The sequence below is a fragment of the Streptacidiphilus monticola genome, assembly GCF_042658505.1.
Classification (GTDB): Bacteria; Actinomycetota; Actinomycetes; order Streptomycetales; family Streptomycetaceae; genus Streptacidiphilus; species Streptacidiphilus monticola.
Window position 1 is genome coordinate 1 of record NZ_JBHSQJ010000147.1, and the last position, 24,475, is coordinate 24,475.

The 24,475-nt window shown below is 72.2% G+C and carries 24 protein-coding genes and 1 pseudogene; 12 read left to right on the forward strand and 13 right to left on the reverse strand.

Features of this window, described 5'->3' with window-relative positions; all coding sequences use genetic code 11:
* On the reverse strand, nucleotides 1-294 hold a 294-nt coding region (locus tag ACFP3V_RS28355), incomplete at its 3' end, for a protein kinase domain-containing protein (RefSeq protein ID WP_380589474.1).
* 144 nt (nucleotides 295-438) lie between these two features.
* Between ACFP3V_RS28355 and ACFP3V_RS28360 the strand changes: the two genes are divergently transcribed.
* Both ACFP3V_RS28360 and ACFP3V_RS28365 read left to right on the forward strand, forming a co-directional pair.
* The gene (locus ACFP3V_RS28360; protein ID WP_380589476.1) at nucleotides 439-882 is read left to right on the forward strand and encodes an SPW repeat domain-containing protein; all 444 of its coding nucleotides are present in this window, start codon (nucleotides 439-441) and stop codon (nucleotides 880-882) included.
* Between the two features lie 19 nt (nucleotides 883-901).
* Nucleotides 902-2,356: an acyl-CoA synthetase gene (locus tag ACFP3V_RS28365; RefSeq protein WP_380589479.1), complete on the forward strand. Its 1,455-nt coding sequence runs from the start codon at nucleotides 902-904 to the stop codon at nucleotides 2,354-2,356.
* A gap of 6 nt (nucleotides 2,357-2,362) precedes the next feature.
* On the opposite strand, the gene ACFP3V_RS28370 is transcribed toward ACFP3V_RS28365, so the two are convergent.
* The 4 genes from ACFP3V_RS28370 to ACFP3V_RS28385 form a co-directional block, all read right to left on the reverse strand.
* The gene (locus ACFP3V_RS28370) at nucleotides 2,363-2,575 is read right to left on the reverse strand and encodes a type II toxin-antitoxin system antitoxin (RefSeq protein WP_380589482.1); all 213 of its coding nucleotides are present in this window, start codon (nucleotides 2,573-2,575) and stop codon (nucleotides 2,363-2,365) included.
* 9 nt (nucleotides 2,576-2,584) lie between these two features.
* A complete protein-coding gene (locus tag ACFP3V_RS28375; protein WP_380589484.1) occupies nucleotides 2,585-3,538 on the reverse strand; it encodes an SPFH domain-containing protein in 954 nt (317 codons plus the stop codon).
* A gap of 117 nt (nucleotides 3,539-3,655) precedes the next feature.
* Nucleotides 3,656-4,702, reverse strand: a complete 1,047-nt coding sequence (locus tag ACFP3V_RS28380) for a TIGR03617 family F420-dependent LLM class oxidoreductase (protein ID WP_380589487.1) — start codon at nucleotides 4,700-4,702, stop codon at nucleotides 3,656-3,658.
* Nucleotides 4,699-5,286, reverse strand: a complete 588-nt coding sequence (locus ACFP3V_RS28385; RefSeq protein WP_380589490.1) for a DinB family protein — start codon at nucleotides 5,284-5,286, stop codon at nucleotides 4,699-4,701. Before ACFP3V_RS28385 ends, ACFP3V_RS28380 begins: the two co-directional genes overlap by 4 nt.
* 74 nt (nucleotides 5,287-5,360) lie before the next feature.
* Here ACFP3V_RS28385 and ACFP3V_RS28390 point away from each other — a divergent pair, with 74 nt between their 5' ends.
* Nucleotides 5,361-5,777 carry an ADP-ribosylation/crystallin J1 gene (locus ACFP3V_RS28390; RefSeq protein WP_380589493.1) on the forward strand — a complete coding sequence of 139 codons (417 nt, stop codon included), beginning with the start codon at nucleotides 5,361-5,363 and terminating at the stop codon, nucleotides 5,775-5,777.
* Here ACFP3V_RS28390 and ACFP3V_RS28395 read toward each other — a convergent pair.
* The 3 genes and pseudogenes from ACFP3V_RS28395 to ACFP3V_RS28405 form a co-directional block, all read right to left on the reverse strand.
* Nucleotides 5,764-8,040 (reverse strand): discoidin domain-containing protein, encoded by a 2,277-nt coding sequence (locus tag ACFP3V_RS28395; RefSeq protein WP_380589496.1) that lies wholly within the window; start codon nucleotides 8,038-8,040, stop codon nucleotides 5,764-5,766. The genes ACFP3V_RS28390 and ACFP3V_RS28395 overlap by 14 nt on opposite strands.
* A 588-nt stretch (nucleotides 8,041-8,628) precedes the next feature.
* Nucleotides 8,629-9,215: pseudogene (locus ACFP3V_RS28400) on the reverse strand (histidine phosphatase family protein).
* Between the two features lie 146 nt (nucleotides 9,216-9,361).
* Nucleotides 9,362-11,728, reverse strand: a complete 2,367-nt coding sequence (locus ACFP3V_RS28405) for a beta-xylosidase/alpha-l-arabinosidase (RefSeq protein ID WP_380589499.1) — start codon at nucleotides 11,726-11,728, stop codon at nucleotides 9,362-9,364.
* Nucleotides 11,729-11,874: 146 nt separating this feature from the next.
* Here ACFP3V_RS28405 and ACFP3V_RS28410 point away from each other — a divergent pair, with 146 nt between their 5' ends.
* Entirely contained in the window at nucleotides 11,875-12,924 is a 1,050-nt protein-coding gene (locus ACFP3V_RS28410; protein ID WP_380589502.1) for a LacI family DNA-binding transcriptional regulator, read from the forward strand.
* Here the strand turns inward: ACFP3V_RS28410 and ACFP3V_RS28415 are convergent.
* Complete coding sequence (locus ACFP3V_RS28415) at nucleotides 12,887-13,465, reverse strand: polysaccharide deacetylase family protein (protein ID WP_380589505.1); 579 nt, start codon at nucleotides 13,463-13,465, stop codon at nucleotides 12,887-12,889. The genes ACFP3V_RS28410 and ACFP3V_RS28415 overlap by 38 nt on opposite strands.
* Before the next feature lie 746 nt (nucleotides 13,466-14,211).
* Between ACFP3V_RS28415 and chvE the strand changes: the two genes are divergently transcribed.
* The 3 genes from chvE (at nucleotide 14,212) to mmsB (ending at nucleotide 18,248) form a co-directional block, all read left to right on the forward strand.
* The gene (chvE, locus tag ACFP3V_RS28420; protein ID WP_380589508.1) at nucleotides 14,212-15,354 is read left to right on the forward strand and encodes a multiple monosaccharide ABC transporter substrate-binding protein; all 1,143 of its coding nucleotides are present in this window, start codon (nucleotides 14,212-14,214) and stop codon (nucleotides 15,352-15,354) included.
* Nucleotides 15,355-15,441: 87 nt separating this feature from the next.
* Nucleotides 15,442-16,995: a multiple monosaccharide ABC transporter ATP-binding protein gene (mmsA, locus tag ACFP3V_RS28425; protein ID WP_380589511.1), complete on the forward strand. Its 1,554-nt coding sequence runs from the start codon at nucleotides 15,442-15,444 to the stop codon at nucleotides 16,993-16,995.
* Entirely contained in the window at nucleotides 16,992-18,248 is a 1,257-nt protein-coding gene (mmsB, locus tag ACFP3V_RS28430; protein ID WP_380589514.1) for a multiple monosaccharide ABC transporter permease, read from the forward strand. The genes mmsA and mmsB overlap by 4 nt, the downstream gene beginning before the upstream one ends.
* Nucleotides 18,249-18,272: 24 nt before the next feature.
* Here mmsB and ACFP3V_RS28435 read toward each other — a convergent pair whose 3' ends face one another.
* Nucleotides 18,273-18,470 (reverse strand): hypothetical protein, encoded by a 198-nt coding sequence (locus ACFP3V_RS28435; protein ID WP_380589517.1) that lies wholly within the window; start codon nucleotides 18,468-18,470, stop codon nucleotides 18,273-18,275.
* Nucleotides 18,471-18,546: 76 nt separating this feature from the next.
* Nucleotides 18,547-18,981 carry an HIT family protein gene (locus tag ACFP3V_RS28440; RefSeq protein WP_380589519.1) on the reverse strand — a complete coding sequence of 145 codons (435 nt, stop codon included), beginning with the start codon at nucleotides 18,979-18,981 and terminating at the stop codon, nucleotides 18,547-18,549.
* Between the two features lie 90 nt (nucleotides 18,982-19,071).
* Between ACFP3V_RS28440 and ACFP3V_RS28445 the strand changes: the two genes are divergently transcribed.
* Nucleotides 19,072-19,395, forward strand: a complete 324-nt coding sequence (locus ACFP3V_RS28445; protein WP_380589522.1) for a hypothetical protein — start codon at nucleotides 19,072-19,074, stop codon at nucleotides 19,393-19,395.
* Between the two features lie 37 nt (nucleotides 19,396-19,432).
* On the opposite strand, the gene ACFP3V_RS28450 is transcribed toward ACFP3V_RS28445, so the two are convergent.
* On the reverse strand, nucleotides 19,433-19,798 hold the full coding sequence (locus tag ACFP3V_RS28450; protein ID WP_380589525.1) for a DUF3040 domain-containing protein: 366 nt from the start codon (nucleotides 19,796-19,798) through the stop codon (nucleotides 19,433-19,435).
* Between the two features lie 149 nt (nucleotides 19,799-19,947).
* Here ACFP3V_RS28450 and ACFP3V_RS28455 point away from each other — a divergent pair, with 149 nt between their 5' ends.
* Together ACFP3V_RS28455 and ACFP3V_RS28460 are read left to right on the forward strand one after the other, a co-directional pair.
* On the forward strand, nucleotides 19,948-20,247 hold the full coding sequence (locus tag ACFP3V_RS28455) for a hypothetical protein (protein ID WP_380589528.1): 300 nt from the start codon (nucleotides 19,948-19,950) through the stop codon (nucleotides 20,245-20,247).
* Between the two features lie 37 nt (nucleotides 20,248-20,284).
* Nucleotides 20,285-21,208: a Gfo/Idh/MocA family protein gene (locus ACFP3V_RS28460; protein WP_380589531.1), complete on the forward strand. Its 924-nt coding sequence runs from the start codon at nucleotides 20,285-20,287 to the stop codon at nucleotides 21,206-21,208.
* A gap of 33 nt (nucleotides 21,209-21,241) precedes the next feature.
* Here ACFP3V_RS28460 and ACFP3V_RS28465 read toward each other — a convergent pair whose 3' ends face one another.
* The gene (locus ACFP3V_RS28465; protein WP_380589534.1) at nucleotides 21,242-22,690 is read right to left on the reverse strand and encodes a DHA2 family efflux MFS transporter permease subunit; all 1,449 of its coding nucleotides are present in this window, start codon (nucleotides 22,688-22,690) and stop codon (nucleotides 21,242-21,244) included.
* Nucleotides 22,691-22,791: 101 nt separating this feature from the next.
* Here ACFP3V_RS28465 and ACFP3V_RS28470 point away from each other — a divergent pair, with 101 nt between their 5' ends.
* Nucleotides 22,792-23,400, forward strand: coding sequence for a TetR/AcrR family transcriptional regulator (locus ACFP3V_RS28470; RefSeq protein WP_380589537.1), 609 nt, complete (start codon nucleotides 22,792-22,794; stop codon nucleotides 23,398-23,400).
* 69 nt (nucleotides 23,401-23,469) lie between these two features.
* On the forward strand, nucleotides 23,470-24,441 hold the full coding sequence (locus ACFP3V_RS28475; protein WP_380589540.1) for an SPFH domain-containing protein: 972 nt from the start codon (nucleotides 23,470-23,472) through the stop codon (nucleotides 24,439-24,441).
* The last annotated feature ends 34 nt before the right edge of the window (nucleotides 24,442-24,475 follow it).

The window sequence follows — 24,475 nt, forward strand, 5'->3', positions numbered from 1 at the left end:
GCGCAGGGTGGAGCCCTCGACGTACTCCATCACGATGTAGGGGATGGCCACCCCGTCCACCACCTCCTCGCCGGTGTCGTAGACGGCGACGATCGCGGGGTGGTTCAGCGAGGCCGCGGACTGCGCCTCGCGGCGGAACCGGGCCTGCGACATCGGGTCGCGGGCCATGTCGGCCCGCAGCGTCTTCACGGCGACGGCGCGACCGAGCCGGATGTCGTGGCCGATGCAGACCTCGGCCATGCCGCCGCGTCCGAGGATGCCGCCCAGCTCGTACCGCCCGCCCAGGTGCTGCATGTGGTCCCGTCCGGAGTCATGGATGTCGTCAGGACTCAGGACGCGGCAGCTCCCGTTCCGGTTCCCGGACGGGCGGCGGCCGAAGGCCGGGCACATAATCCGAACCGTGGAGCAGGATCCGTCCAAGAGAACCGGAGCAGATCCATGTCAGTAGCGACCTCCCCCCGCGTCACGACCGCCACCCGTGTCCGCTCCAACCGCTGGGCTGAGCGGCGGGCGGGCATCGGCGGCATCCTGATGCTGGTCGGGCTGTGGCTGTTCACGACCATCTGGGCGCTCAACTACCCGCAGACGGCCCAGGCCCAGTCGGCGCACCTGAACGAGATCATGGTCGGCATCGTCGTGCTCTGGAACGGCCTGGCCCGGCTGGTCCAGGAGCCCACGGTGATCAGTGACGTGATCCTGATGGTGGCGGGCGCCTGGCTGATCGCGGCCCCCTTCGCGGTCGGCTACACCCGTAACTCCGAGGCCTCGTCAGCCATGTGGGCGGACATCGTGACCGGCGCCGTCATCCTGGCCCTCGGCCTCTTCTCCTTCCTGGGCCTGCGGGCCGGAAAGGCCGGGGCCGCCGAGACGGCCACGGCCTGACGCCTGGTAGACAGGACGGGTGACGACTCTTCTCCCCGCCCTGCGGACCGGCGGCACCCGACCGGCGCTGCGCTTCGGCGAGCGCGCCCTCGACTACGACGCGCTCGCCGCCGCGGCGGACGCCCTGGCGACCCGCCTGCGGGAGTCCGGAGCCGACCGTGTCGCGCTCTGGGCGACGCCCACCCTGGAGACCGCTGTCGGCGCGGTCGCCGCGGTCCTGGCCGGGGTCCCGTTCGTCCCGCTCAACCCGCGCAGCGGGGACCGGGAGCTGGGCCATGTCGTCGCCGACAGCGTGCCCACCCTCGTCCTCGCCGCGCCGGATGACCAACTCCCCGCCGCATTGGACGGGTTGACGCGCGTGGCGATCGACGCCGAGGGGTCAGGACCGGCCCCCGCCGTAGCCGAGCCCGAGGACGGCGAGGCCCCCGCGCTCGTCGTCTACACCTCCGGCACCACCGGGCCGCCCAAGGGCGCCGTGATCCCCCGCCGCGCCCTCGCCGGCACGCTCGACGCGCTCGCCGAGGCCTGGGCCTGGACCGAGGACGACGTGCTCGTGCACGCCCTCCCGCTGTTCCACGTGCACGGCCTGGTGCTGGGCGTCCTCGGCCCGCTGCGGCGCGGCGGCGCCCTGAGGCACGTCGGACGCTTCTCCCCGGAGGCCGTGGCGGCGGAACTGCGCTCGGGCGCGACGATGATGTTCGGCGTGCCGACCATGTACCACCGGCTGGCGGAGACCGTCGGCACGGACCCGGAGCTCGCCGCCGCGCTCGGGCGCGCCCGGCTGCTCGTCTCCGGCTCGGCCGCGCTGGCCCGCCACGACCACGAGCGGATCACAGCGGCCACCGGTCGGCAGGTCGTCGAGCGCTACGGGATGACCGAGACGCTGATGAACACCAGCGTCCGCGTCGGCGCGGAGCCGCGGCCCGGAAGCGTCGGCCTGCCCCTGGCCGGGGTGGAGCTGCGGCTGGTGGACGAGGACGGGAAGGAACTGGACGCCTGGGACGGCGAGACCATCGGCGAGATCCAGGTGCGCGGCCCGAACCTCTTCAGCGGCTACCTCAACCGTCCTGACGCCACGGCCGCCGCTTTCGACGACGGCTGGTTCCGTACCGGCGACATGGCCGCCCGCGACCCCGACGGATGGGTGCGGATCGTGGGGCGGAAGTCCACCGACCTGATCAAGAGCGGTGGCTACAAGATCGGCGCGGGAGAGATCGAGAACGCCCTGCTGGAGCACGGCGGCGTCCGTGACGCCGCCGTCACCGGTGAGCCGGACCCTGACCTCGGCGAGCGGGTGGTCGCCTGGATCGTCCCGACGGACCCTCAGCGGCCGCCCACGGCCGAGGAGTTGGCCGCCCATGTGGCCGAGCGGCTGGCCCCGCACAAGCGCCCCCGCGAGGTGCGGATGGTGGCGGAGCTGCCTCGCAACGACATGGGCAAGATCCTCAAGCGCCGGCTGGGCACCGCCCCGTGAGGGGCGCTACTCGTCCTCGTCCTGCTTCCGCGGGCGGCCTCGCTTCGGCAGGCCGCCCGCGTCACGAGGCATGCGGCCCGCGTCCGCCAGGGCGCGCCGGAGCAGGAACTCGATCTGCGCGTTGACGCTGCGCAGCTCGTCCGAGGCCCAGCGGGCCAGCGCGTCGTGCACGGCGGGGTCGAGCCGTAGCAGGATCTTCTTCCGCTCGGGAGAAGGCACCGGCCGCGCTCACTGGTAGAGCGAGCCGGTGTTGACCACCGGCTGCGTGCCGCGGTCGCCGCACAGGACCACCAGCAGGTTGCTGACCATGGCCGCCTTCCGTTCCTCGTCGAGTTCCACCACATCGTGCTCGGCGAGCCGGTCCAACGCCAACTCCACCATGCCGACGGCCCCTTCGACGATCCGCTGCCGCGCCGCGACCACCGCGCCGGCCTGCTGGCGCTGGAGCATCACCTGGGCGATCTCGGGGGCGTAGGCGAGCCGGGTGATCCGTGACTCGATGATGCCGACCCCGGCCGGGGCGACCCGTGCGGCGATCTCCGCGGACAGGGTGCGGGTGATCTCCTCCGCGCTGTCACGCAGCGAGATCCGGTCCTCGTCCCGGGCGTCGTAGGGGTAGCTGCTCGCGATGTGCCGCACCGCCGTCTCCGCCTGGATGGCGACGAACTGACGGAAGTCGTCCACCTCGAAGACCGCCTTGGCGGTGTCCTCGACCTGCCAGACGACCACGGCCGCCATCTCGATCGGGTTGCCGTCGGAGTCGTTGACCTTGATGGTGTCCGTCTCCTGGTTGCGGATCCGGGTGGACACCGCCCGCCTCACGCTGAACGGATTCACCCAGTTCAGGCCCGGGGCGCGCAGCGTGCCCCGGTACTTGCCGAGCAGGCTGACCACCTGCGCCTGGCCCGGGGCCACAGCGGTGAGGCCGCGGCAGGAGAGCAGCGCCAGCACCACCACGACGAGCCCGACCGGTGCCAGCACCAGCCCCAGCGCGTGGCTGCCGCCGGCCGCAGCGGCGGCGCCACCGAGAGCGGCGGCCGCCCCCGCGAGGCCGCCCACGACGTTCAGGGCCAGCATCCGCAGCCCCGACCGGCTGTTGGCGTGCCGCTCCTCGATGCGCGCCGCCGGCATCGCGGGCAGGTCGACGTGCTCGATCCGTTGCGCTTCCAGTTCCCGGGTCATCCCGTCCCCCTCGTGTGTGCGGGTACGTCCGCGTGTACGTGAGTGCTGTCTTGGCACTAGCAAAGTGATATCACTTTCTGTGCGGCCCGGCCAATGCCCGCGGCTTCTCACGCACCGTCAGCCGGCCTGCGCACACAGGGCGGTGAGCGCCTCGGCCGTGGACGCCGGGTCGGCCCCCGGCGCCGGGCTGAGGCCCAGGCGGTCCACCTGCCCCCCGTAGCGGGCGTGCACCTCCCGCGCCACCTCCTCCGGGGTCCCGGCGACCGCGAAGGCGCGGAACACCTCGTCGTCCACCAGCAGGCCCATCTCCCGCCAACGGCCGCGCAGCGACAGCGGATGCAGCTCCTCCTGCAGCGCGCCCCAGCCGTGCAGCTCCAGTACCGGGCGGTACGCGGGCGTCGAGGCGTAGAAGGCCAGCCGCTCGCGGACCCCGGCCGTGTTCGCCGCCAGCTCCTCCTCGGTGCGGCCCACCGCGGCCAGCACGTTCCCCACCACCTCGAACGGCCGCGTCGTCCAACTGGCGCCCTGTGCCTCGGACTCGGCCCGCGCCTCGCGCACGCCCGGCAGCACCCGCCGGGTCAGGTACTCGACGGTCGTAAAGGGATGGCTGATGAACCCGTCGGCGACCTCCCCCGCCGTCGCCGTCATCAGCGGCCCCACCCCCGCCAGCAGCAGCCGCGGCACGCCCGGGGCGACGGGAGCCGGGGAGAAGGCGGGAGTCATCAGCGTGTGGGTGTAGAAGTCCCCGCGGAACGCGAGCCGCGAGCCCGTCTGCCAGGCGTCCCAGATGGCCCGGACCGCCTGCACGTACTCCCGCATCCGCGCCGCCGGACGCGACCACGGCATCCCGAACCGCCGCTCCACATGCGGCCTGACCTGGGAGCCGAGCCCGATCACGGCCCGCCCGCCCGAGGCCTCGTGCAGGCCCCACGCCTGGTAGGCCAACGTCATCGGCGTCCGCGCGAAGGCGATCGCGACGCCGGTGCCGAGTTCGATGCCGTCCGTGACGTCGGCCGCGCGCGCCAGCTGGACGAAGGGGTCGTACGCCGTCTCCGCCATCACCAGCCGGCTCGCCCCGGTGGCCTCGGCCGCCCGCGCCTCCGCGAGGATCCCCGCCGGGGTTCCGTCCACGTGGGCGTCGATCCGGAGTCGGGGCCGCGTCACGACAGCCCGCCCGCCGTCCGCGCCGCCTGCTCGACCCGCTCGCGGTACCCGGCCCAGTCGAGGCCGTCCGGCAGGTTCTCCCGCCCCGGCAGCATCCCGGCCGCGCCGTCGACCAGCTCGCGCACGATGTCCGCGTGCCCGGCGTGCCGGTGGGTCTCCGCGAGCACGTGGACCAGGATCCGCTGCAGCGTCACCGGGTTCTGCGCCGCGGACCACCAACTCACCCGCCCCTCGGCGTCGAGCGGCAACTCCTCGATCGTGGCGTCGGCATGCGCCCACACGCGCCGGTAGAGCCCGACGATCTCCTCCCGCGACTCCTCGGGCGCGGCCCACAGATCCGCGTTCGGCTCGGCGTCCTCCGCCATCCACGGCAGCGGCTCCGGGAACGGCCGCCCGAACACCTCCCCGAAGTACCCCGCCTCCACGCCCGCGAGGTGCTTCACCAGCCCCAGCAGGTTCGTCCCCGTCGGCGTCAGCGGCCGCCGCACGTCGTACTCGGACAGCCCCTCCGCCTTCCACAGCATCGCCTCGCGGCCGCGCTGCAGGTACCGGTGAAGCTGCGTCTTCTCCTGACGATCACTCATACCCGCAGTCTGGCAGCCGCCTCCGACGAAATCCGCGTGCCCCCGCGAGGCGGCCCCGCCTATGCTCACCGGCCATGACCACCGCGCACCCGGCCACGACCACCCTCTGGCGCCCCACTGGCCCCGAGGAGCTGGCCCTCGTCGCCGCCGCGGACTGGCGCGCCTGGCCGCCGCGGCTGCCCGAGCAGCCGATCTTCTACCCGGTGCTGAACGAGGAATACGCCGTCCGCATCGCCCGCGACTGGAACGTCCCGGCGAGCGGCGTCGGCTACGTCACCCGGTTCGAGGTCGAGACCGCCTTCCTGGCCCGCTACCCGGCGCGGCAGGCGGGCGGCCGCACCATCCTGGAACTCTGGGTCCCGGCCGAGGAACTGCCGGAGTTCAACCGGCACATCGTCGGCCGCATCGAGGTCGTGCACGAGTTCCGCCCGCCCCGAACCGGGTCGGGGCGGGCGGAGGGTTCGGACGCGGGGCCGGTTACGGGTAGCTGACCACGTCGCTCGGGCCGCCGAAGGAGGAACTGACCGCGGCGCCGGTGCCGTTGATGACGGAGTCGATGCCGCCCGACCCGTTCAGGAACACCGTGAGCAGGTCGTGGAACTGGACGCCGGAGGTGTTCGGCGCCTGGAAGGCCATGGCGTTGTGGATGTCGACGCCCTGGTTGAAGTAGGAGTAGGAGCCGAGGCCGTAGCCCTGGAAGGACGTCACCCCGGAGGACACGGCCAGGGCCGGGTAGCCCTTCTGAGAGGAACTGGCCATCCACGAAGCCTGGTTGGGGACCTCGTAGGGATTCTCGTTCTGGAAGAAGACGACCTTGCCGTTCTGGCCGTTCCAGACCGTCTCCGTCTTCTGGAAGTGCTCCACCGCCAGCCCGGTCGCCGTCACGTTGTTGCCGTTGACGACGAGGCCGGTGTCGCTCTGGTCACCGGACCAGGTGCCCGCGCCGGCGCCGTGGTCCGCACGCCAAGCCCAGATGTCGTCCAGGATCGAGTCGTTGCTGTTGTCGACGAGCGCCGTGGTCGCCGAACCCGCCGTGGCGCCGCCGATGCGGAAGAAGACGTCGTTGAGGCTGACCGGGTCGGCGGCGTGACTCACCGAGGAGCCCTGGACGCCGAGTTGGAGCAGCGCGGTCGAGCGGGTCGGTCCCGCGTCGAAGATGACGCCGGAGACGTTGACGCCGTTCACGTCGGCCACGTTCATGGTCACGTTGCCGTTGCCGGGCACCAGCGTCGGGAAGCCGAGGCCGACGATCTTGGTGTCCGGCTTCGTGACGTTCAGCGTGCCGGTGACCGAGTAGACGCCGGGCGTGAAGAGCAGGTTGTCACCCGCCGCCAGCGCCGCGTTGATCTGGTCCGTCGTCGCGCTCGGCTGGACCACGAAGAAGGTGTTCAGCGAGAGCGAGGTGCCCGGGGTGGAGCCGGACGCCCAGGTGGTGCCGCTGGAGTTGGACTGGGCGTCGGGGACGAAGACCTGGTAGTTCCCGGAGGAGTCCAGGTACACGTACGGCGCCTCACGGGTGACCGGGCAGGTGGCGAGCGTCGTGTAGGAGGAAGGACCGCCGGAGAGACCGGAGTTGGCGGCGAAGGTCTGCGCGGGCGCGCCCGGCGAGCCGCAGAAGACCTGGTTCCAGACCGAGTTGCTCCAGCCGTCCAGCGCGCTGTTGCGGGTGAAGAACTGCTGCTGCGAGCCGTTGGTGACGGTGCCGCCGGTGAACTGGGAGTCGGCGATGAAGCCGCCGCTGGCCCAGTCGGGGGAGCCGGTGCAGTAGTCCATCAGGGTCAGGTTGCCGTTGATGTGCACCCGGCGCAGCGGCGCCGCTTGGGACACGGCCCAGAAGTCGTCGCCGCTGTAGCAGCCCGACTTGCCCGCGACGTTGATGGTGAGGTTGCTGAGCGAGCGCCAGAAGTTGGTGGTCGCGTAGCACTGGCTCTGGTCGCCGCCGTTGCACTGGTTGTAGACGTCCACGCTGCCGTTGATCACGACGTCACCGGGGTTCTTGCCCAGGCCCGCGACGCTCTCGTAGAAGCCGACCGAGAAGTTCAGCGGCGACGCGGCCGAGCCGTAGGTTCCCGGCTTGAACAGCAGCGCGTAGCGCTGGGTGCCGAACTCGTTGCCGCCCTGCTGGTTGGCGATCGAGTTGAGCGTGGACTGGATCGAGGCCTGGGACATGGACGGGTCGAAGACGTACACGTTGGACCCGAGGCTGCCGCCGGTGGGCGGCGGCGGGGTGCCGCTCCCGGCCCCGTACACCGCGAACTCCCAGAGGCTGTAACCGTATCCGGTGGTCCGCGCGGTGCCGTACATCCGCACGTACCGGCCCGAGCCGGAGACACTCAGCGTCTCGGTGCCCCCGGCGCCGGTCGTCGTGGAGTAGACGGTGGTCCAGCTGGAGCCGTCGTTCGAGGTCTGGATCTGGTAGGCCTTGCCGGCCGCGGTCTCCCAGGTCAGCACGACCTGGCACAGCGTCTGCACGGAGCCGAGGTCGACCTGGAGCCACTGCGGGTCGGAGAACTGCGAGGACCAGCGGGTGCCGGTGTTCCCGTCCACCGCGGCGGACGCCGGGAAGGCCGCGCTCTCCGTGGAGGAGGCGGTGGCGGGGCGGTTCAGCGCCAGGTTCGTGGTGGCGCAACCCCCCGCCGCCGCAGCGGGAGTGGCGGCGACAGCCGGTGCGAACAGGCCGAGCAGGAGCAGGGCGAAGGTGGCGAGCAGCGAGGCGAGTGGTCTCGAACGCGCGGGGGGCATCACGGGGGACATGACGTCTCCTAGAGGCGGGAGCAGGGGTGGGAGTGCGCTCGGAGAACCCGATCGTTCGGAGAGCGCTCTCTGCGGCCCTGATGTTCCGCGCGTGTAACGTGCCTGTCAAGACGAAAGCAGTTCCGGAACCGGGGCGTTGACGCGTTCGTGGGCGAACGGCGGCCGCCTGGCGGCCAGTTGACGCGAAGTCGGGAGGGCGGGGCGACGGCACTCGCGAAGGCCGGGTCCGGAAAGGCGCCCTGACGGGGCTTTCCCTGGCGACCCTTCTCAGCAGTTCCGGTACAGGACAACCGTCCGACCAGTGCCGTCCCCCCGAAAGGCGTGGCAGTCCACCCCGTACTGCGTCCCGCTGTGCCCGCACACGACCGCCCCGCGCGGGCCGCGCAGGCGGTGGTGGGCGAGTCCCGTCCCGTGGCGCAGGTCCCGCCGGCCGGGCCCGGTCCGGCACACGGCGGCCGGCGCGTCCGCCGGGAGCAACCGCCCGCCGAGGAGCGCGTAGGAGAACGGCCACGTCGGCAGGCGTCGACACCAGCGCGCCGGACACCCACGACTCGGACGGTGCCGCGTCGCCACGAGCCGGGGACCCGATCAGCCGCCGAGGTTCCAGGCGGCGATGACGGGCTGGTCGTCCTCCACCGCAAGGACGTTGAGCGTCCCCGGATGCGGGTGCCCGAGGAGGCGGGCGGCGGTGGGGTCGAGGGTGAGCCAGCGGGCGGCGAGGACGCGGGAGAGGTGGCCGTGCGCGACGACGGCGACGTCGCCGTGGGCCAGCAGGGGGCGGATGCGGGCGAGTACGGCGTCGGTGCGGGCGGCGACCTGGTGGAGGTCCTCGCCGGGGNGGCGTCGCCGGGGGCGACGCCGTCGCGCCACAGGTTCCAGGCGGGGCGGGTCGCCTGGATCTCGGTTGCGGTCAGGCCCTCGTAGGCGCCGTAGTCCCACTCGATCAGGTCGGGGTCCGGCCGGACGCCGGTCAGACCCGCCAACTCGGCCGTGCGCAGGGCTCGCTGGAGCGGGCTGCTGAGGGCCGCGACGAACCGCCGGTCGGCCAGGCGGGGTGCCAGGGCCCTGGCCGCCGCTTCCCCGGCTTCGGTCAGCGGAACGTCGGTGCGGCCCGCATGCCGGCCGGTGAGGCTCCACTCGGTCTGGCCGTGGCGGATCAAGATCAGTTCACCCATGGCCGCGCACGATACCCGACGGCGTCTCAGAGACCCTCCCACTCGGGAAAGTTGGCCTGACCGCCAGGGAGGCGGGGCCACGCCGGTGCGTGCCGGAGCGCACGGGCGCAGCCCTCCGCCTCATTCCGCGCCTCTGCGGCGCGACGTCACAGCACCTCCACCCTGACCGGGCAGGTCAGTACCCGGCGGTGGTCCACCGTGCGCTCGGGGCCGGTCAGGCGCAGCGGGACGGCCTGTGCGATGTCGCTGCTGCTGTGGGCGAGTCGCAGGTCCACCACGCCCGGTTCCACGATGCGGCGGCCGTCGAGCCCGGTGAAGGAGGTGAGGTCGGCGTGGACGTCGAAGCAGACGCGGGCCGCCGCGCCCGGAGGCAGGGGGACGCGGGCGTAGCCGACCAGGCGGACGTCGGGCCGGGTGGTCTGGGCGACGGGGTCGTGCAGGTAGAGCTGGACGACCTCCGTCCCCTCCCGCTCCCCGGTGTTGCGGACGGTGAGCGAGAGGCGCACGCACCCGTCCGTCGGCATCTCCGTCCGGGTGGCGTCGGCGGGGCTCCAGGCGAACTCGGTGTAGGACAGGCCGTGGCCGAACGCGTAGAGGGGCGTCGGGTCGAGGTTGCTGACCGAGCCTGCCAGGCCGAGCGGGGGCTGGAGGTAGGTCCAGGGCTGGCTCCCCGGTGTGCGGGGGATGCTGACGGGGAGTCGGCCGGAGGGGGAGACGCGGCCCGAGAGGACGCCGGCGAGCGCGGGGCCGCCCTCCTCACCGGGGAAGAAGGCCTGGACGGTTCCGGCCAGGCGGTCCGCCCAGCGGCCCAGGGCGTAGGGACGGCCGGTGAGCAGCACCAGCAGCACCGGGGTCCCGGTGGCCAGCAGCTCCTCCAGCAACTCGCCCTGAAGGCCCGGCAGTTCCAGGTCGGCGGCGTCGCAGCCCTCGCCCGAGGTGCCGCGGCCGAAGAGTCCCGCCCGGTCGCCCAGGACGGCGATGCAGAGGTCTGCCTCCGCGGCCGCGGCACGGGCGGCGGCGAAGCCTTCGCGGTCGCCGCCGATGACGTCGCAGCCCGGCGCGTGCGTGAGTGCGGCCTCGGGGAACTCGGCGCGCAGCGCCTCCAGCACGGTCGGAACCTCGATGCCCAGCGGTGTGCCGGGATGCTGGGCGCCGACGTGCATGGGGAAGGAGTAGCAGCCCAGCATGGCGTCCGGGGTGTCGGCCAGGGGCCCGACGACGGCGATGCGGCCGGTGGTGACCGCCGGCGAAAGGGGCAGCAGCCCGTCCCGGTTGGCGAGCAGGACCACGGACTCCTCCGCGAGGCGGGCGGCGAGGGCGCGGTTCGCGGCTGAGTCGAGGTCGATCGGGCCGCTCGCGTCGGTCAGGCCGGTCGGTTCCGGGTCCCAGTCGGCGTCCAGGAGGCCGAGTCGGCACTTCTGCAGCAGCACGCGGCGCAGGGCGCGGTCGACCAGGGCCTCGTCGACGTCGCCGCGTTCGACCGCCGCGACGAGTTGGTCGCCGTAGGCGCGGACCGTGGGCAGTTCGACGTCGACACCGGCGGTGAGGGCCAGGCGGGCGGCGTCGGCGTCGCTGTCGGCGACCCGGTGGAGGTCGGCGAGGAAGCCGACGGCGAAGTAGTCGGCGACCACCGTTCCCTCGAACTCCCAGGTGTCGCGCAGCAGTTGGGTCAGCAGCCGGCGGTCGGCGGCGGTCGGGACGCCGTCGATCTCGGCGTAGGACTGCATGACGGAGCTGGCGCCGCCCTCGCGTACGGCCAGTTCGAAGGGCGGCAGCAGCACGTCCGCCAGTTCGCGCGGACCGATCCGGGCGGGGGCGAGGTTCCGGGCGGCGGTGGAGGCCGAGTAGCCGACGAAGTGCTTGAGCGTGGCGACGATCCCGGCGGACTCCAGGCCCTGGACGTAGGCGGTGCCGATGGTGGCGACGAGGTAGGGGTCCTCGCCGATGGTCTCCTCGACGCGGCCCCAGCGCGGGTCGCGGACCACGTCGAGCACGGGGGCCAGCCCCTGGTGGACGCCGACGGAGCGCAGGTCGCGGCCGATGGCGGCGGCCATCTCGCGGACCAGGTCCGGGTCGAAGGAGGCGCCCCAGGCCAGCGGAACCGGGTAGCAGGTGGCGCCCCAGGCGGCGAAGCCGGCCAGGCACTCCTCGTGCGCGAGCGCCGGGATGCCGAAGCGGTTGGCGGCGGCGATCTGCCGCTGCGCGGCGGCGAGCGCCCGGGCGCCGGCGTCGGGGGCGATCGGGGCGGTGCCGAAGGGCCGGGTGAGCTGGCCGAGACCCCGTGCGATCAGGGCCTCCCAGTCCGGGACGGCGGCCAGGTTCTCGTGCATGTGGGGGGCGACGCCGTCGCCGTCCGGGTCCGCGCCGACCCAGACGCCGTAGAGCTGGGCGGTCTTCTCGGGCAGCGTCATCCGGGCCATGAGCGCGGCGACCCGCTGCTCGGGCGGCAGGGCGGCGTCGTTCCAGGCGTTCCGGTGGCCGACCGAGGAGGCGGCCGGGGATTCGACGGACATGGAGCCGGCGTCCTCTCGACGAGTGACGGGAACATTGCTCGAATGTTTCAGAATATAGAGCGAATGTTTATGGGGACGCTAGGCGCAGCCGCGGCTTGGCGTCAAGGGTGCGCCCCGGTCCGGGCGACCGACTACCATCCATGCTCATGAGCGGCAAGGACCTAGCAGATGACCGGACGCGCCAGGGGCGCGGCAGCACCGCGACGCTGGCCGAGATCGCCCGGGAGGCCGGGGTCTCCACGCCGACAGTTTCGAAAGTGCTGAACGGACGGACGGACGTGGCGGCGGCCACCCGGGAACGGGTGGAGGAACTGCTGCTGCGCCACGGTTACCGCAGGCGGCGGGGCCAGCAGCAGCCGACGCCGTTGCTCGACCTCGTCTTCCACGAGCTCGACAACGCCTGGGCGGTGGAGGTGATCCGCGGAGTGGAGCGGGTCGCCAAGGAGGAGGGCCTCGGCGTCGTCCTCTCCGAGTCCGGCGGCTACCCCAACCCGGGGCAGACCTGGATGGACGAGGTGCTGGGCCGCCGGCCGACCGGCGTGATCCTCGTGCTCTCCGGCCTGGACGAGATGCAGCGGGCCCAACTGGCCAGCCGCAGCATCCCGTTCGTGGTGGTCGATCCGGCCGGGAACCCCGGCGAGGGCGTGCCCGCGATCGGAGCCACCAACTGGCAGGGCGGCCTGGCCGCCACCCGGCACCTGCTCGACCTCGGCCACCGCCGGATCGGCGTGATCGGAGGCCCGCCGCAGTGGCTGTGCAGCCGGGCCCGCATCGACGGGTACCGCGCCGCGTTGGAGACCGCCGGGCTGGAGTACGACCCGGAGCTGGTGCGCAGCGGCGACTTCAGCCACGAGACCGGCCACGCCCTGGGACTGGAGCTGCTCGGCCGACGGCACCCGCCGACCGCCGTGTTCGCGGGTGACGACCTGCAGGCGCTGGGCGTCTACCAGGCGGCGCGGGAGCTCGGGCTGCGCATCCCTGAGGATCTCAGCGTGGTGGGCTTCGACGACCTGCCGCTGACCCGCTGGGTCGGGCCGCCGCTGACCACGGTCCGCCAGCCGCTGACGGAGATGGCGGAGGCGGCGACGCGGCTGGTGCTCGATCTCGCGCGGGGGCGCGAGCCGGGGGCGACCCGGGTGGACCTGGCGACGAGTCTGGTCATCCGCGAGTCCACAGCTCCTCCAGCGACGGCGTGAGCCCGCGTTCGGCGAGCCGGCGCAGCAGTTCGGGCAGGGCGGGCAGGGTGTGCAGGGCCGGGTTGTCGTGCAGCAGGATCACGTCGCCGTCGGCGGCCCGGTCGGCCGCCGCGGCGATGTCCTCGGCGGGCAGCCCGGCCCAGTCGCGGGTGTCGAGCGTGCAGCCGACCTCGGTGAGCCCGAACTCGCCCGCGAGGGCGGCGATCCGCGCGTCGGTGTCGAGGTAGGGCGGCCGGAACAGGGTCGGCGCGGAACCGGTGGCCTCGGCCACCCCCGCCTGTGTGGCCGTCAGTTCCGCGCGCACCTCGTCGTCCTGAAGGCGGGTCAGGTAGGGGTGGGTCCGGCTGTGGTTCCCCAGCCGGTGCCCGGCGGCCTGGATGCTGCGGACCAACTCGGGGTGGCGTTCGGCGGGTTCGCCGCACAGGAAGAAGACGGCGGGCGCCTCTGCCGCAGCGAGCAGGTCGAGCAGCTTCGGGGTGGAGTCGGGGTGCGGCCCGTCGTCGAAGGTGAGGACGACGCGGCCGGTCGGCGCGGGGTGCACGGGTCCCTCCGGTCGGTCGGGTTGTCGGAAGATTAGCGCAAGCTTTTCGGGGCTGCCAGAGGTGCGGCGGCCTGGGAATTCCTGGGCCGGTGGCGGGGCTGCTGTCCTGTCAGGCCCCGGTGTGGCAGGCGCTCCGGCGACAGCCTGGACGAATCTGTCTCGAAACTTTCGATCGCAGGAGATTGGCTGAGGCGGCATCGGGGGCAGCGGCCAGGATCCCGGGACGGCGGGGCACGGCCGTGCGGTGCCCGCCTCGCGTCACTGGTCAGCGGGCATCCGCCGGGTGGCGCGGAGGGATTGCGGAGGGAGCAGGCTGCTGTCCGACCCCCTGGTTCCGGGCGTGCGTGCCAATGACCTCGGCGGGGTCGGTTCTCCTCTCCCTGTGCGGTTCTGACGGTTTGTGAGATCTCCTGCACTGGCGGTGTCCGCCGGCGGGACGACGCCGGCGTGGCCCCGGGCAGGTCGCCACTCGGCCTGCTCGGCTCGGCGGCCGGAGGCGTGGCCGCCCGGCCGGTCTCCGCACCGACGGATGGTTGTTAACGCAAACAGAGCGTTCGCGAAGCTTTCTGCGCCCCGGTGAACTGCACGTTTGCCCGGGGCGTGGGGATTCTGTGGCGGCCGTCGTAACGGAACTGAAACCTCAGACCCTCTGGTCACCTCTCATGTTTGCGTTAACAATCCTTGCTGCGCGCACGTCATCAGATTCGCACGATCCCGCACAGCGAAGTGCATCCGTAGGGAGAAGCATGCGTTCCATCAAGTTCGCCGCCGCTACCGCCGCCTCCTCGGCGCTGGTTCTCGTCCTCACCGCGTGCGGATCGAGCACGAAGACCGTGGACGCGCAGGCGTCGTCCGCCGCCGCCGGCGGCAACAGCGGGGCCCTGATCGGCATCACCATGCCGACCAAGTCCTCCGAGCGCTGGATCCACGACGGCGACAACCTCAAGTCCGCGCTGGAGAAGCTGGGTTACAAGGTCGACCTGCAGTACGCGGAGAACGACATCCCGACCCAGGTCAACCAGATCGAGGACCAGATCACCAAGGGCGCCAAGCTCCTGATCGTCGCCTCCATCGACGGCACCGCGCTCACCACCCAGCTGCAGGAGGCCGCGGACAAGCACATCCCGGTCATCGCCTACGACCGGCTGATCCGCAACACCCCCAACGTCGACTACTACGCCACCTTCGACAACTATAAGGTCGGCGTGGAGCAGGCCACCGAGCTGCTGGTCGGCCTGGGCCTGAAGAAGGAGGACGGCTCCGCCGGCACGGCCAAGGGTCCGTTCAACATCGAGCTGTTCGCCGGTTCGCCCGACGACAACAACGCCACCTTCTTCTTCAACGGCGCGATGGACACGCTCAAGCCCTACATCGCCAACAAGACCCTGGTCGTCAAGAGCGGCGAGACCGACTTCAAGACGGTCGCCATCCTGCGCTGGGACCCGGCCACGGCCCAGAAGCGGATGGAGGACCTGATCACCAAGACCTACTCCTCCGGCGCCAAGGTCCAGGGCGTGCTCTCGCCCTACGACGGCCTGTCCATCGGCATCCTGTCCGCCCTCAAGAGCGCCGGCTACGGCACCGCGGGCCAGCCCTACCCGGTGGTCACCGGCCAGGACTCCGAGCTGGCCTCGGTCAAGTCCATCCTGGCGGGCGAGCAGTTCTCCTCCGTCTACAAGGACACCCGCCAACTCGCCGCCGTCACCGCCAAGATGGCCGACGCCGTGCTCAAGGGCACCAAGCCCCAGGTGAACAACACCACCGACTACAACAACGGCGTCAAGGTCGTCCCGGCGTACCTGCTGCAGCCCGTCGCGATCTACAAGGACAACGTGCAGAAGGAGCTCGTCGACACCGGCTACTACACCCAGGCGCAGCTGAACGGCTGACGCACCGTATCTCCCGCCGGACGGGGCGGGTGCCTGCGCCCCGTCCGGCGGTGACCGGCTGCTGCACAGAACAGGAGGTGCGGTGCGATGGCCGACGTCATCCTCGAGATGCGCGACATCACCAAGACGTTCCCCGGCGTCAAGGCCCTGCAGGAGGTCAACCTGTCCGTCCGCCGCGGTGAGATCCACGCGATCTGCGGGGAGAACGGCGCGGGCAAGTCCACCCTGATGAAGGTGCTCTCCGGGGTCTACCCGCACGGCAGCTACGAGGGCGAGATCGTCTTCGACGGCGAGCCGTGCCGGTTCTCCGGGATCCGCGACAGCGAGCAGCGCGGCATCGTGATCATCCATCAGGAGCTCGCGCTGTGCCCGCAGTTGTCGATCGCGGAGAACATCTTCCTCGGCAACGAGCGGGCGAGCCGCGGCCTGATCGACTGGAACCGGACCAACCACGAGGCCGGGCGGCTGCTGGACCGGGTGGGCCTGCGGGAGAACCCGGTCACCCGGATCGCCGACATCGGCGTGGGCAAGCAGCAGCTGGTGGAGATCGCCAAGGCGCTGTCCAAGGAGGTGAAGCTGCTCATCCTGGACGAGCCGACCGCCGCGCTGAACGACGAGGACTCGGCGCACCTGCTGGACCTGCTGCGCGGGCTGCGCGACCAGGGCATCACCTGCGTGATCATCTCGCACAAGCTCAACGAGATCGCCGCCATCGCCGACTCGACCACGATCATCCGGGACGGCCGCACCATCGAGACCCTGGACATGCGCCGGGATGAGGTGACCGAGGACCGGATCATCTCCGGTATGGTCGGCCGCGACCTGGAGCACCGCTTCCCGCCGCGCACCCCGAACGTGGGCGAGGAGGTGCTGCGGATCGAGGACTGGACCGTGCACAGCCCCACCCAGCGCGACCGGGTCGTCGTGGACCGGGCCAACCTGACGCTGCGCCGCGGCGAGATCGTCGGCCTGGCCGGGCTGATGGGAGCGGGACGCACCGAGCTGGCGATGAGCGTCTTCGGCCGCTCCTACGGCGTCGACATCAGCGGCCGGCTGGTGAAGGACGGCAAGCCGATCGAGGCGCGCACGGTGCGCGAGGCGATCCGGCACGGCATCGCCTACGCCACCGAGGACCGCAAGCGGTACGGACTCAACCTGATCGAGGACATCAAGCGCAACATCTCCGCGGCCGGCATCGGGAAGCTGGCCCGGCGCGGCTGGGTCAACGAGCACGAGGAGCTGGAAGTCGCGGAGCGGTTCCGGTCCTCGATGAACATCAAGGCCCCTTCGGTGCAGGCGGTCACCGGCAAGCTCAGCGGCGGCAACCAGCAGAAGGTCGTGCTGTCCAAGTGGATCTTCACGGATCCGGACGTGCTGATCCTGGACGAGCCCACCCGCGGCATCGACGTCGGCGCCAAGTACGAGATCTACACCATCATCAACCGGCTCGCGGAGGAGGGGAAAGCGGTCCTCGTCATCTCCTCCGAGCTGCCCGAGCTGCTCGGGCTCTGCGACCGGATCTACGCGCTCGCCGAGGGCAGGATCACCGGCGAGGTGGACCGGTCCGAGGCCACCCAGGAGCGCCTGATGCAGTTCATGACCCAACAGCGTGCGAACCACGGACAGGAGCAGGTGCAATGAGCGACGTCGTCCCGGAGGTGGCCCCGGCTCCGGCCGCCGCCGCGCAGGAGAGCGGGGGCGCGAGGTCCTCGCTGCTGCGGCTGCCGGTGAACATCCGCCAGAGCGGCATCTACGTCGCCTTCGCGCTGATCGTGCTGCTGTTCGCGATCCTGACGCACGGTCAGCTGCTGCAGCCCGGCAACATCTCCAACATCATCGTGCAGAACTCCTACATCCTGATCCTGGCGATCGGGATGATCCTGATCATCATCGCCGGGCACATCGACCTGTCCGCGGGCTCGGTGGTCGCGGTGACCGGAGCGCTGTCCGCGGTGCTGATGGTCAATCACCACATGTCCTGGCCACTGGCGTTGCTGGTCACCCTGGTCGCCGGCGGCCTGATCGGGGCCTGGCAGGGCTACTGGATCGCCTACTTCGGCATCCCCGCCTTCATCGTCACCCTGGCCGGCATGCTGCTGTTCCGCGCGCTCACCATGACGGTGCTCGGCAACCAGGGCATCGGCCCGTTCCCGGACGGCGTACGCACCCTGTCCAACGGCTTCACCGGCGGCGCGTTCGGCAACATCGGCCTCGGCCCGCTGGGCGGGGCGGACCTGCTCAGCCTGCTGGTGGGACTGGTGGCCATCGCCGGCTTCGTCCTGGCGCAGTGGCGCACCCGGCGGGCCCGGATCGGCTACGGCCAGGACGTCGAGCCGGTCGCGCTGTTCATCGCGCGGCTGGTGCTGGCCTCGGTCGTGGTGATGGCCGTGGTGGTGCAGCTGGCGCGGTTCAAGAACCTGCCGTGGGTGCTGATCCTGCTGGCCGCGCTGGTGCTGGGGTACTCGCTGATCGCCAACCGCTCGGTGTTCGGCCGCCAGGTCTACGCCATCGGCGGCAACCTGCAGGCGGCGAACCTGTCCGGCATCAAGGTCAAGCAGGTCACGTTCTGGATCTTCGTCAACATGGGCGTGCTGGCCGCGCTCGCCGGCGTGGTCTTCGCGGGCCGGCTCAACCAGGCGGGGCCGACGGCGGGCACCAACTTCGAACTCGACGCCATCGCGGCCGCGTTCATCGGCGGTGCGGCGGTGCAGGGCGGCGTCGGCAAGGTGGTCGGCGCGATCACCGGTGGCCTGATCATGGGCATCATCAACAACGGCATGTCGCTGCTGGGCGCGCCCACCGAGCGCGTGATGCTGGTGAAGGGCCTGGTGCTGCTCGCGGCCGTGGCCTTCGACGTGTGGGCCAAGCGCCGCGTCGGCACCGGCGGGCGCTGAGGCCGCGAGGGCGGTGAGCCGCCGTCAGCTCCGGGCCCCGACCCTGGTCCCGTGGTCCCGCTCGTGCGGGAACCGGACCGGGGTCGGGGCCTCGGCGTGCCGGACCCGGGCCCGGGCGGCGCGGATGCGCTGGGCGGCGGCGGTGGCGGCGACCAGGAGGAGGCCGAGGGCGAAGCTCGCGAGGAGGCCGTAGGCGAGCAGGTCGGCGGGCTGGGCAGGCATGGTCCGGTTCCTTCGTGGGGCGGCAGATGCAGCGTCTACCCGCCGCGCGCCGTAGGACACCCTCCCGGGACCGCCCTCACTCGTCCGGGTGAAGCTCCGCGCGGATGCGTGCGGCGACCTCCGCGGCGTGCTCCTCGTCGCGGTAGCGGGTGCGCGGCCAGAAGAAGCCGCGCAGCCCGTCCTTGCGGTTCCGGGGGACGACGTGCACGTGCAGGTGCGGCACCGACTGGCTGACCCGGTTGTTCTGCGCGACGAACGAACCGGCGGCCTCCAGGCCCGCCTCCACGGCGCCGGCCACCCGCTGCACCGCGCGGAAGTAGGGGCCGAGCCGGTCCGGCGGCAGGTCGGTCAGGGTCGGCACGTGGTCGCGCGGCACGACCAGGCAGTGGCCGGGGAACAGCGGTCGCCGGTCCAGGAACGCGAGGGCGGCGGGGGAGTCCAGCACGACGTGCGCGGGCTCCCGGCCGGCGATGACCGCGCAGAAGACGCAGGACGGGTCGGTGGGCTGCATGACACCCAGTCAAGCCCACGCCGCCGCCGGTGCCCGGGCTTATCGTGGAGGTGTCCTTCAGGAACCGTCGGAACATGCGAGGCGGTCACCATGAAACTGCTCGACAGACTCAGGCACCATCACCCGGACACGCAGGCCCCGCCGCTGCCGTCCCGCGCGGACGTGGTCGACTCCGAGGGCGGCTCGTTCGTCCACGAGCGCGGCGTCGCCTTCGTGGAGGTCGAGCCGCTGGCCGCGGACAGCCGGTACCGCGTGCTGCACCTGGCCGGCTACGGCACCACGCCGGTGGCGCGGGAGGAGTTCCTGCCGACGATCCGCCGCTCGTTCCCCGGTATCGACATCGACGATCCCGACCAGGTGCACTGGGCCGACCATCCGTGGGAGTGGCCGAGCTGGCACCCCGGCCAGGCCTGAGCCCCCGTCCCCCTGCCCGGTAGCGCCGGACGCCGCGTCAGCTTCCTTGCGGTGTCCGGCTGTTGCCGTGCGGGGCGCGGCCGGTCCGCAGGTGGGCGGCGAGGTGCCGGGTGAGGCGGCCGGCGACGACGGCCAGGGTGGCCGCCCACACCAGGCCGAACAGGAAGAGCACCTGCGGGCGCCAGACCTCTGCCGCCACCGCGGCGAGGGCGACCGAGGTGGTGCACAGCAGCAGTACCGCGAAGACGGGAACCTTGCCGAGGGCCTGGACGTAGTGGTGCCGTCGCAGCGGATGCATGGTGCTGAGCGAGCGCTCGAGGTCCTCGTCGGCGCGCAGCGCCGTCTCGATCTCCGCGAGGATCCGCCGCTCGCGCGAGGACAGGGGTGCGCCTGACCGATCCATCGCCGTCACCTCCGCACGCCGTCTGCCGGTGACCGCCCGACATCAGGAGAATGCCCGGCGCGCTGCCGATCTAACGCCGCCCGTGGGTGCATCCGCCGGGCGGCGGGTAGGGGGACTGCTGGGGCGGTCGAGACTGCCGAGGAGGAGCCATGGCTCTGGAGCGGGAACAGACCCGTGAGGACCGGTTGCGGGTGCTGGGCGAGGTCCGGGCGGGCGGGGCGCCGGCACTGATCCGGGTGCTGCTGCGGGCCCGACTGGGGGACGAGGCCGCCGCCGAGGCGCGCCCGGCGGAGCTGCTGGACGCGCTGCCGGAGACCAACTGGCTGGACGACCAGGCGATCCTGCGCGGCGCGCGGATCGGGGTGGACGACCGGCTGTGCGATCTGACGCCAGCGCAGCGCGCTACGCTCGTCGACACCCTGTTCCGGCTTCCGGTGCACCGTCCGTGAGGCGGGACGCGAGCACGCGGCACCACGGAGGCGGCGGATGAGGTTCGGCCTGCTGGGCACCGGCCACTGGGCGGCGCAGACCCACGCGGCGGCGATCGCCGCGCACCCGCGGGCGGAGCTCGCCGCCGTCTGGGGCCGTGACCCGGCGAAGGCCCGGCAGCTGGCCGACGGCCACGGCGCGCGTGCCTACGCGGACGTGGACGCGTTGCTGGCGGAGGTGGACGCCGTCGCGGTGGCGCTGCCGCCGGACGTCCAGGCGCCGCTCGCCGTGCGGGCCGCCCGGGCCGGGCGGCACCTGCTGCTCGACAAGCCGCTGGCGTTGACCCTGGCCGAGGCCGACGCCGTGGTGGACGCGGTCGCGGAGGAGGGTGTGGCCTCGCTGGTCTTCTTCACCAACCGTTTCTGCCCGCCCGCCGAGCGGTTCCTGCGGCAGGCGGCGGAGCAGGGCGGCTGGGAGGGGGCGCGGCTGACCACGCTGGGATCGATCTTCCAGCCGGGGAACCCCTACGGCGCCTCGCCCTGGCGGCGCGAGCACGGCGGGCTGTGGGACATCGGCCCGCACGCGCTCGCCCAGCTGTTGCCGGTGCTGGGGCCGGCGGTCGAGGCCGCAGCCCTGCCGGGCCCGCGCGGCGCCGCCCATGTTCTGCTGCGGCACGCCTCCGGTGCGGTCAGCACGCTGACCCTGGGCCTGGACGCGCCGCCCGCGGCCGTGACGCACGAGCTGGCGTTCTTCGGCCAAGGGGGCTGGGTGGTGCCGCCGGACCGGGAGTTGGGACCGGTCGAGGCCTACGGTGTCGCGCTCGACGCGCTGCTGCGCAACGCCCGGGAGGGCCGGGAGGATCCGCGCGACGTGCGCTTCGGCCGGGAGGTCGTCGCGGTGCTGGAGGCCGCGGCGGTCTCACTGCGGGAGGGGCGGACGGTCGCGGTGGCGGGCCGCAGCCGGGTCGGCGCGGGTGGCTGAGCCTTCCTCAACCGTTCGCCCCTCCAAGGGGGTTCAGCTGTTGTTGCGGCGGTAGAGCGCGCCGGTGGTGATCAGGCCCAGACCGAAGATGGCGGCGCACCACCAGAACGCCGTGGTGTAGCTGTGGAGTTGGGCCTGGGCCAGCACCGTCGGGCCGGGGCGGTGGCTGCGCAGGTAGTGCGCCGCCGCGCTGGTGGCCAGGGTGTTGAGCAGGGCGGTGCCGATGGAGGCGCCGATCTGCTGCATGGTGTTGACCGTGGCCGACGCGGCACCGGCCTCGCCCGCGGCCACCCGCGCGGTCGCCTGGTTGAAGGCCGGCGGCATCACGTGGCCGAGGCCGAGGCCGAGGACCAGCAGGGGTGGCAGCACCTCGCCGGCGTAGTCACCGGTCAGGCCGATACCGGTGAGCCAGACCATGCCGGCGGCGGCCAGCGCCATGCCGACCGGCACCGCGACCTTGGGGCCGAGCCGAGGCACCGTCAGATTCACCGCCAGCTGGGCGGAGACCATCAGCGCGGCGATCATCGGCAGGAAGGCCAGGCCGGTCCGCACCGGGCTGTAGTGCAGCGTCGCTTGCAGGTAGTAGATGAGGAAGAGGAAGACGCCGAACATCCCGGAGGCGGCCACGGCGACGGCCGCGAGGGAGGCCGCCCGGTTGCGGTCGCGCAGGATGCGCAGCGGCAGCAGCGGGTGGGCGGCGCGGGTCTGCCAGACGCCGAAGAGGGCGAGCAGCAGGGCGCCCGCGACGAGCCAGCCCCAGGTCATGGCCGAGGACCAGCCGCGCGAGTCGGCGTTGGAGAGGCCGTAGACGAGGGAGAACAGCCCCGCCGAGACCAGCAGGGTGCCGGGCAGGTCGAGCCGGGCCGTGCGGTCGCGCGTGCTCCGGGGGAGCACGGCAAGCCCGCCGAGCAGCGCGAGGACGGCGAAGACCAGGTTGACGTAGAGGGTCCAGCGCCAGCTCAGGTGCTCCGTGAGCAGGCCGCCGAGCAGCAGGCCGATGGCGCCGCCGGTGCCGGCGATGGCGCCGTAGACGCCGAAGGCCCTGGCCCGGTCCTTGCCCGCGGTGAACGTGGTGTTCAGCAGGGACAGGGCGGCGGGCGCCAGCAGGGCGCCGAACATGCCTTGCAGGGCCCGGCCGGCGATCAGCACCTCGAAGCTGCCCGCGGCGCCGGCCAGAGCGGAGGCCCCGGCGAAGCCGAGGACGCCGGTCAGGAACACGAGCTTGCGCCCGACCAGGTCGGCCAGCCTGCCGCCGAGCAGCAGCAGGCTGCCGAAGGCCAGTGAGTAGGCGGTGACGACCCACTGCCGGTCGGCGTCCGAGAAGCCCAGGGTGCGCTGGGCGGAGGGGAGGGCGATGTTCACGATCGTGGCGTCGAGCACGACCATCAGCTGGGCCAGGCCGACGACGGCCAGGACCCACCAGCGACGGGCGGGCGCGTCGGTGGCGACGGACACCGGTGTGAGCGAGAGGTCTGCAGTCATGGGTCCACTCAATTCAACAGTCGTTGAGTTTCCTCGTTGCTAGGATTCTGCAGGCGTTGAATTTCTCCTGTCAACGTGAAGACGAGCGAAGCGGAGCATCTGTGACATCCGTGTCCCGCCGACGTGCCGGGCGGCCTCCCGGCGAGAGCCGCACCCGCGAGCGGATCCTCGGCGCGGCCCGGTCGCTCTTCGCGGAGCAGGGCTTCGACCGGACCTCGCTGCGCGGCGTAGCGGCGGCGGCGGGCGTCGACGTCGCCCTGGTCTCCCACTACTTCGGCAGCAAGCAGCGCCTGTTCGCGGAGGCCGCCGCGCTGCCCGTCGATCCGGCCGAGGTCGTGCCACGGGTGCTCGCCGGGCCCCGCGAGGAGATCGGGCGGCGGTTGATCGAGCAGGTGCTCGACATCCTCGACGCCCCCGAGTCGAGACAGCGCGTCGTCGCCCTGATCCGGGCCGCCGCCTCGGAGGAGGGTGCGGCCCAGGTCGTCCGCGAACGACTCGCCCGGGAGATGCTGGAGCCGGTCGCCGCGGCGCTCGGCTCCAGCGACGCCCCGCTGCGGGCCGCGCTCACCAACGCCCAGATCGTGGGGCTGGTGATGAGCCGTCACATCCTGGGCGTCGAAGCGACGGTGGCGGCGGGCCGCGAGCAGCTGGCGGCGGCGCTCGCCCCCGCCCTCCAGCATTTCCTGACCGGGCCGCTTGACCGTCGGTAGCGCCCGCTAGAGTCCTCCCTGCCGCGATCACCGTGGCACGGACGAGTGTTGTCGAACGGGGTGGGGGACATGAAGTACAGGCGCGCGCTCGTCGGGATCGGCTCGGCGGCCGCCCTCGCGATCGTGCTGGACGTGGGCATCTCGCTGCTGGACGCCTTCGACCGCACCGACGGCGGCCAGGTGGCAGTGGTCCGCAACGGCGGCCCCTTCGACGACCGCAACATCCGCCAGGTGATCCAGCCTGCCTCCGGCCTGACCTGGATCGGCTGGTACTCGGACGTGCACAAGTACCCGTCGCAGCAGCGGTTCTACACCATCACCTCGGATGCGAAGCGCGGCGACCGGCCGGGCGTCGACGTCGTGCACACGCCCTCCGCGGACGGTGTCGACATGGGGATCGAGGGCACCCTCTACTTCACCCTCAACCTGGACGACAAGACGCTGCGGGACTTCGACGACAAGTTCGGCACCCGCACCTTCACGGCCGCCGACGGCAAGCAGTACCACGCCTACGACGGGACCGACGGCTGGTCCGCCTTCCTGGACCAGATCATCCGCCCGGTCATCGACAACGACCTGCGCGAGCAGATCGCGGACTTCCGCTGCGCGGAGCTGGTCTCCTCCTGCGCGCTGGTCCAGAACGCCGGCACCACGGCGACGGCCGCGAGCACGGCGGGCAAGTCGAACAACTCCAACATCGCGGCCGTCCAGAACGCCATCAACACCTCGCTCGAGCAGGACCTGCAGAGCACGCTGGGCGACAAGTTCCTGATCAACCTGCGCTTCAACCTGGTCCGGGTGACCCTGCCGGACAACGTCCAGGCCGCCGTCGACAAGGCGCAGGCGGCCTTCGCCGCGGTGTCCGAGGCCCAGGCCAAGGTCGCCCAGGCCAAGGCGGAGGCGCAGGCCAACGAGATCCGGCAGCAGGGCTACTCCAAGTGCCCGGCCTGCGCCACGATCGACGAGATGAAGGCCATCCCGCCGAACGTCACCACCTTCGCCCCGGGCTCCGGCTTCGCGATCACCCCGGGGACGAAGTAGGCCGCGGAGGTTCCGCCGAAGCGGTGACGGCGGG

Bases quoted from the DNA above. Each gene is read 5' to 3' on its own strand.
- ACFP3V_RS28360 (WP_380589476.1), top strand. From the start codon at position 439: ATGTCAGTAGCGACCTCCCCCCGCGTCACGACCGCCACCCGTGTCCGC.
- ACFP3V_RS28375 (WP_380589484.1), bottom strand. From the start codon at position 3,538: ATGACCCGGGAACTGGAAGCGCAACGGATCGAGCACGTCGACCTGCCC.
- ACFP3V_RS28385 (WP_380589490.1), bottom strand. From the start codon at position 5,286: ATGAGTGATCGTCAGGAGAAGACGCAGCTTCACCGGTACCTGCAGCGC.
- ACFP3V_RS28390 (WP_380589493.1), top strand. From the start codon at position 5,361: ATGACCACCGCGCACCCGGCCACGACCACCCTCTGGCGCCCCACTGGC.
- ACFP3V_RS28395 (WP_380589496.1), bottom strand. From the start codon at position 8,040: ATGTCCCCCGTGATGCCCCCCGCGCGTTCGAGACCACTCGCCTCGCTG.
- ACFP3V_RS28405 (WP_380589499.1), bottom strand. From the start codon at position 11,728: ATGTCCGTCGAATCCCCGGCCGCCTCCTCGGTCGGCCACCGGAACGCC.
- ACFP3V_RS28410 (WP_380589502.1), top strand. From the start codon at position 11,875: ATGAGCGGCAAGGACCTAGCAGATGACCGGACGCGCCAGGGGCGCGGC.
- chvE (WP_380589508.1), top strand. From the start codon at position 14,212: ATGCGTTCCATCAAGTTCGCCGCCGCTACCGCCGCCTCCTCGGCGCTG.
- mmsA (WP_380589511.1), top strand. From the start codon at position 15,442: ATGGCCGACGTCATCCTCGAGATGCGCGACATCACCAAGACGTTCCCC.
- mmsB (WP_380589514.1), top strand. From the start codon at position 16,992: ATGAGCGACGTCGTCCCGGAGGTGGCCCCGGCTCCGGCCGCCGCCGCG.
- ACFP3V_RS28435 (WP_380589517.1), bottom strand. From the start codon at position 18,470: ATGCCTGCCCAGCCCGCCGACCTGCTCGCCTACGGCCTCCTCGCGAGC.
- ACFP3V_RS28440 (WP_380589519.1), bottom strand. From the start codon at position 18,981: ATGCAGCCCACCGACCCGTCCTGCGTCTTCTGCGCGGTCATCGCCGGC.
- ACFP3V_RS28445 (WP_380589522.1), top strand. From the start codon at position 19,072: ATGAAACTGCTCGACAGACTCAGGCACCATCACCCGGACACGCAGGCC.
- ACFP3V_RS28450 (WP_380589525.1), bottom strand. From the start codon at position 19,798: ATGGATCGGTCAGGCGCACCCCTGTCCTCGCGCGAGCGGCGGATCCTC.
- ACFP3V_RS28455 (WP_380589528.1), top strand. From the start codon at position 19,948: ATGGCTCTGGAGCGGGAACAGACCCGTGAGGACCGGTTGCGGGTGCTG.
- ACFP3V_RS28460 (WP_380589531.1), top strand. From the start codon at position 20,285: ATGAGGTTCGGCCTGCTGGGCACCGGCCACTGGGCGGCGCAGACCCAC.
- ACFP3V_RS28465 (WP_380589534.1), bottom strand. From the start codon at position 22,690: ATGACTGCAGACCTCTCGCTCACACCGGTGTCCGTCGCCACCGACGCG.
- ACFP3V_RS28475 (WP_380589540.1), top strand. From the start codon at position 23,470: ATGAAGTACAGGCGCGCGCTCGTCGGGATCGGCTCGGCGGCCGCCCTC.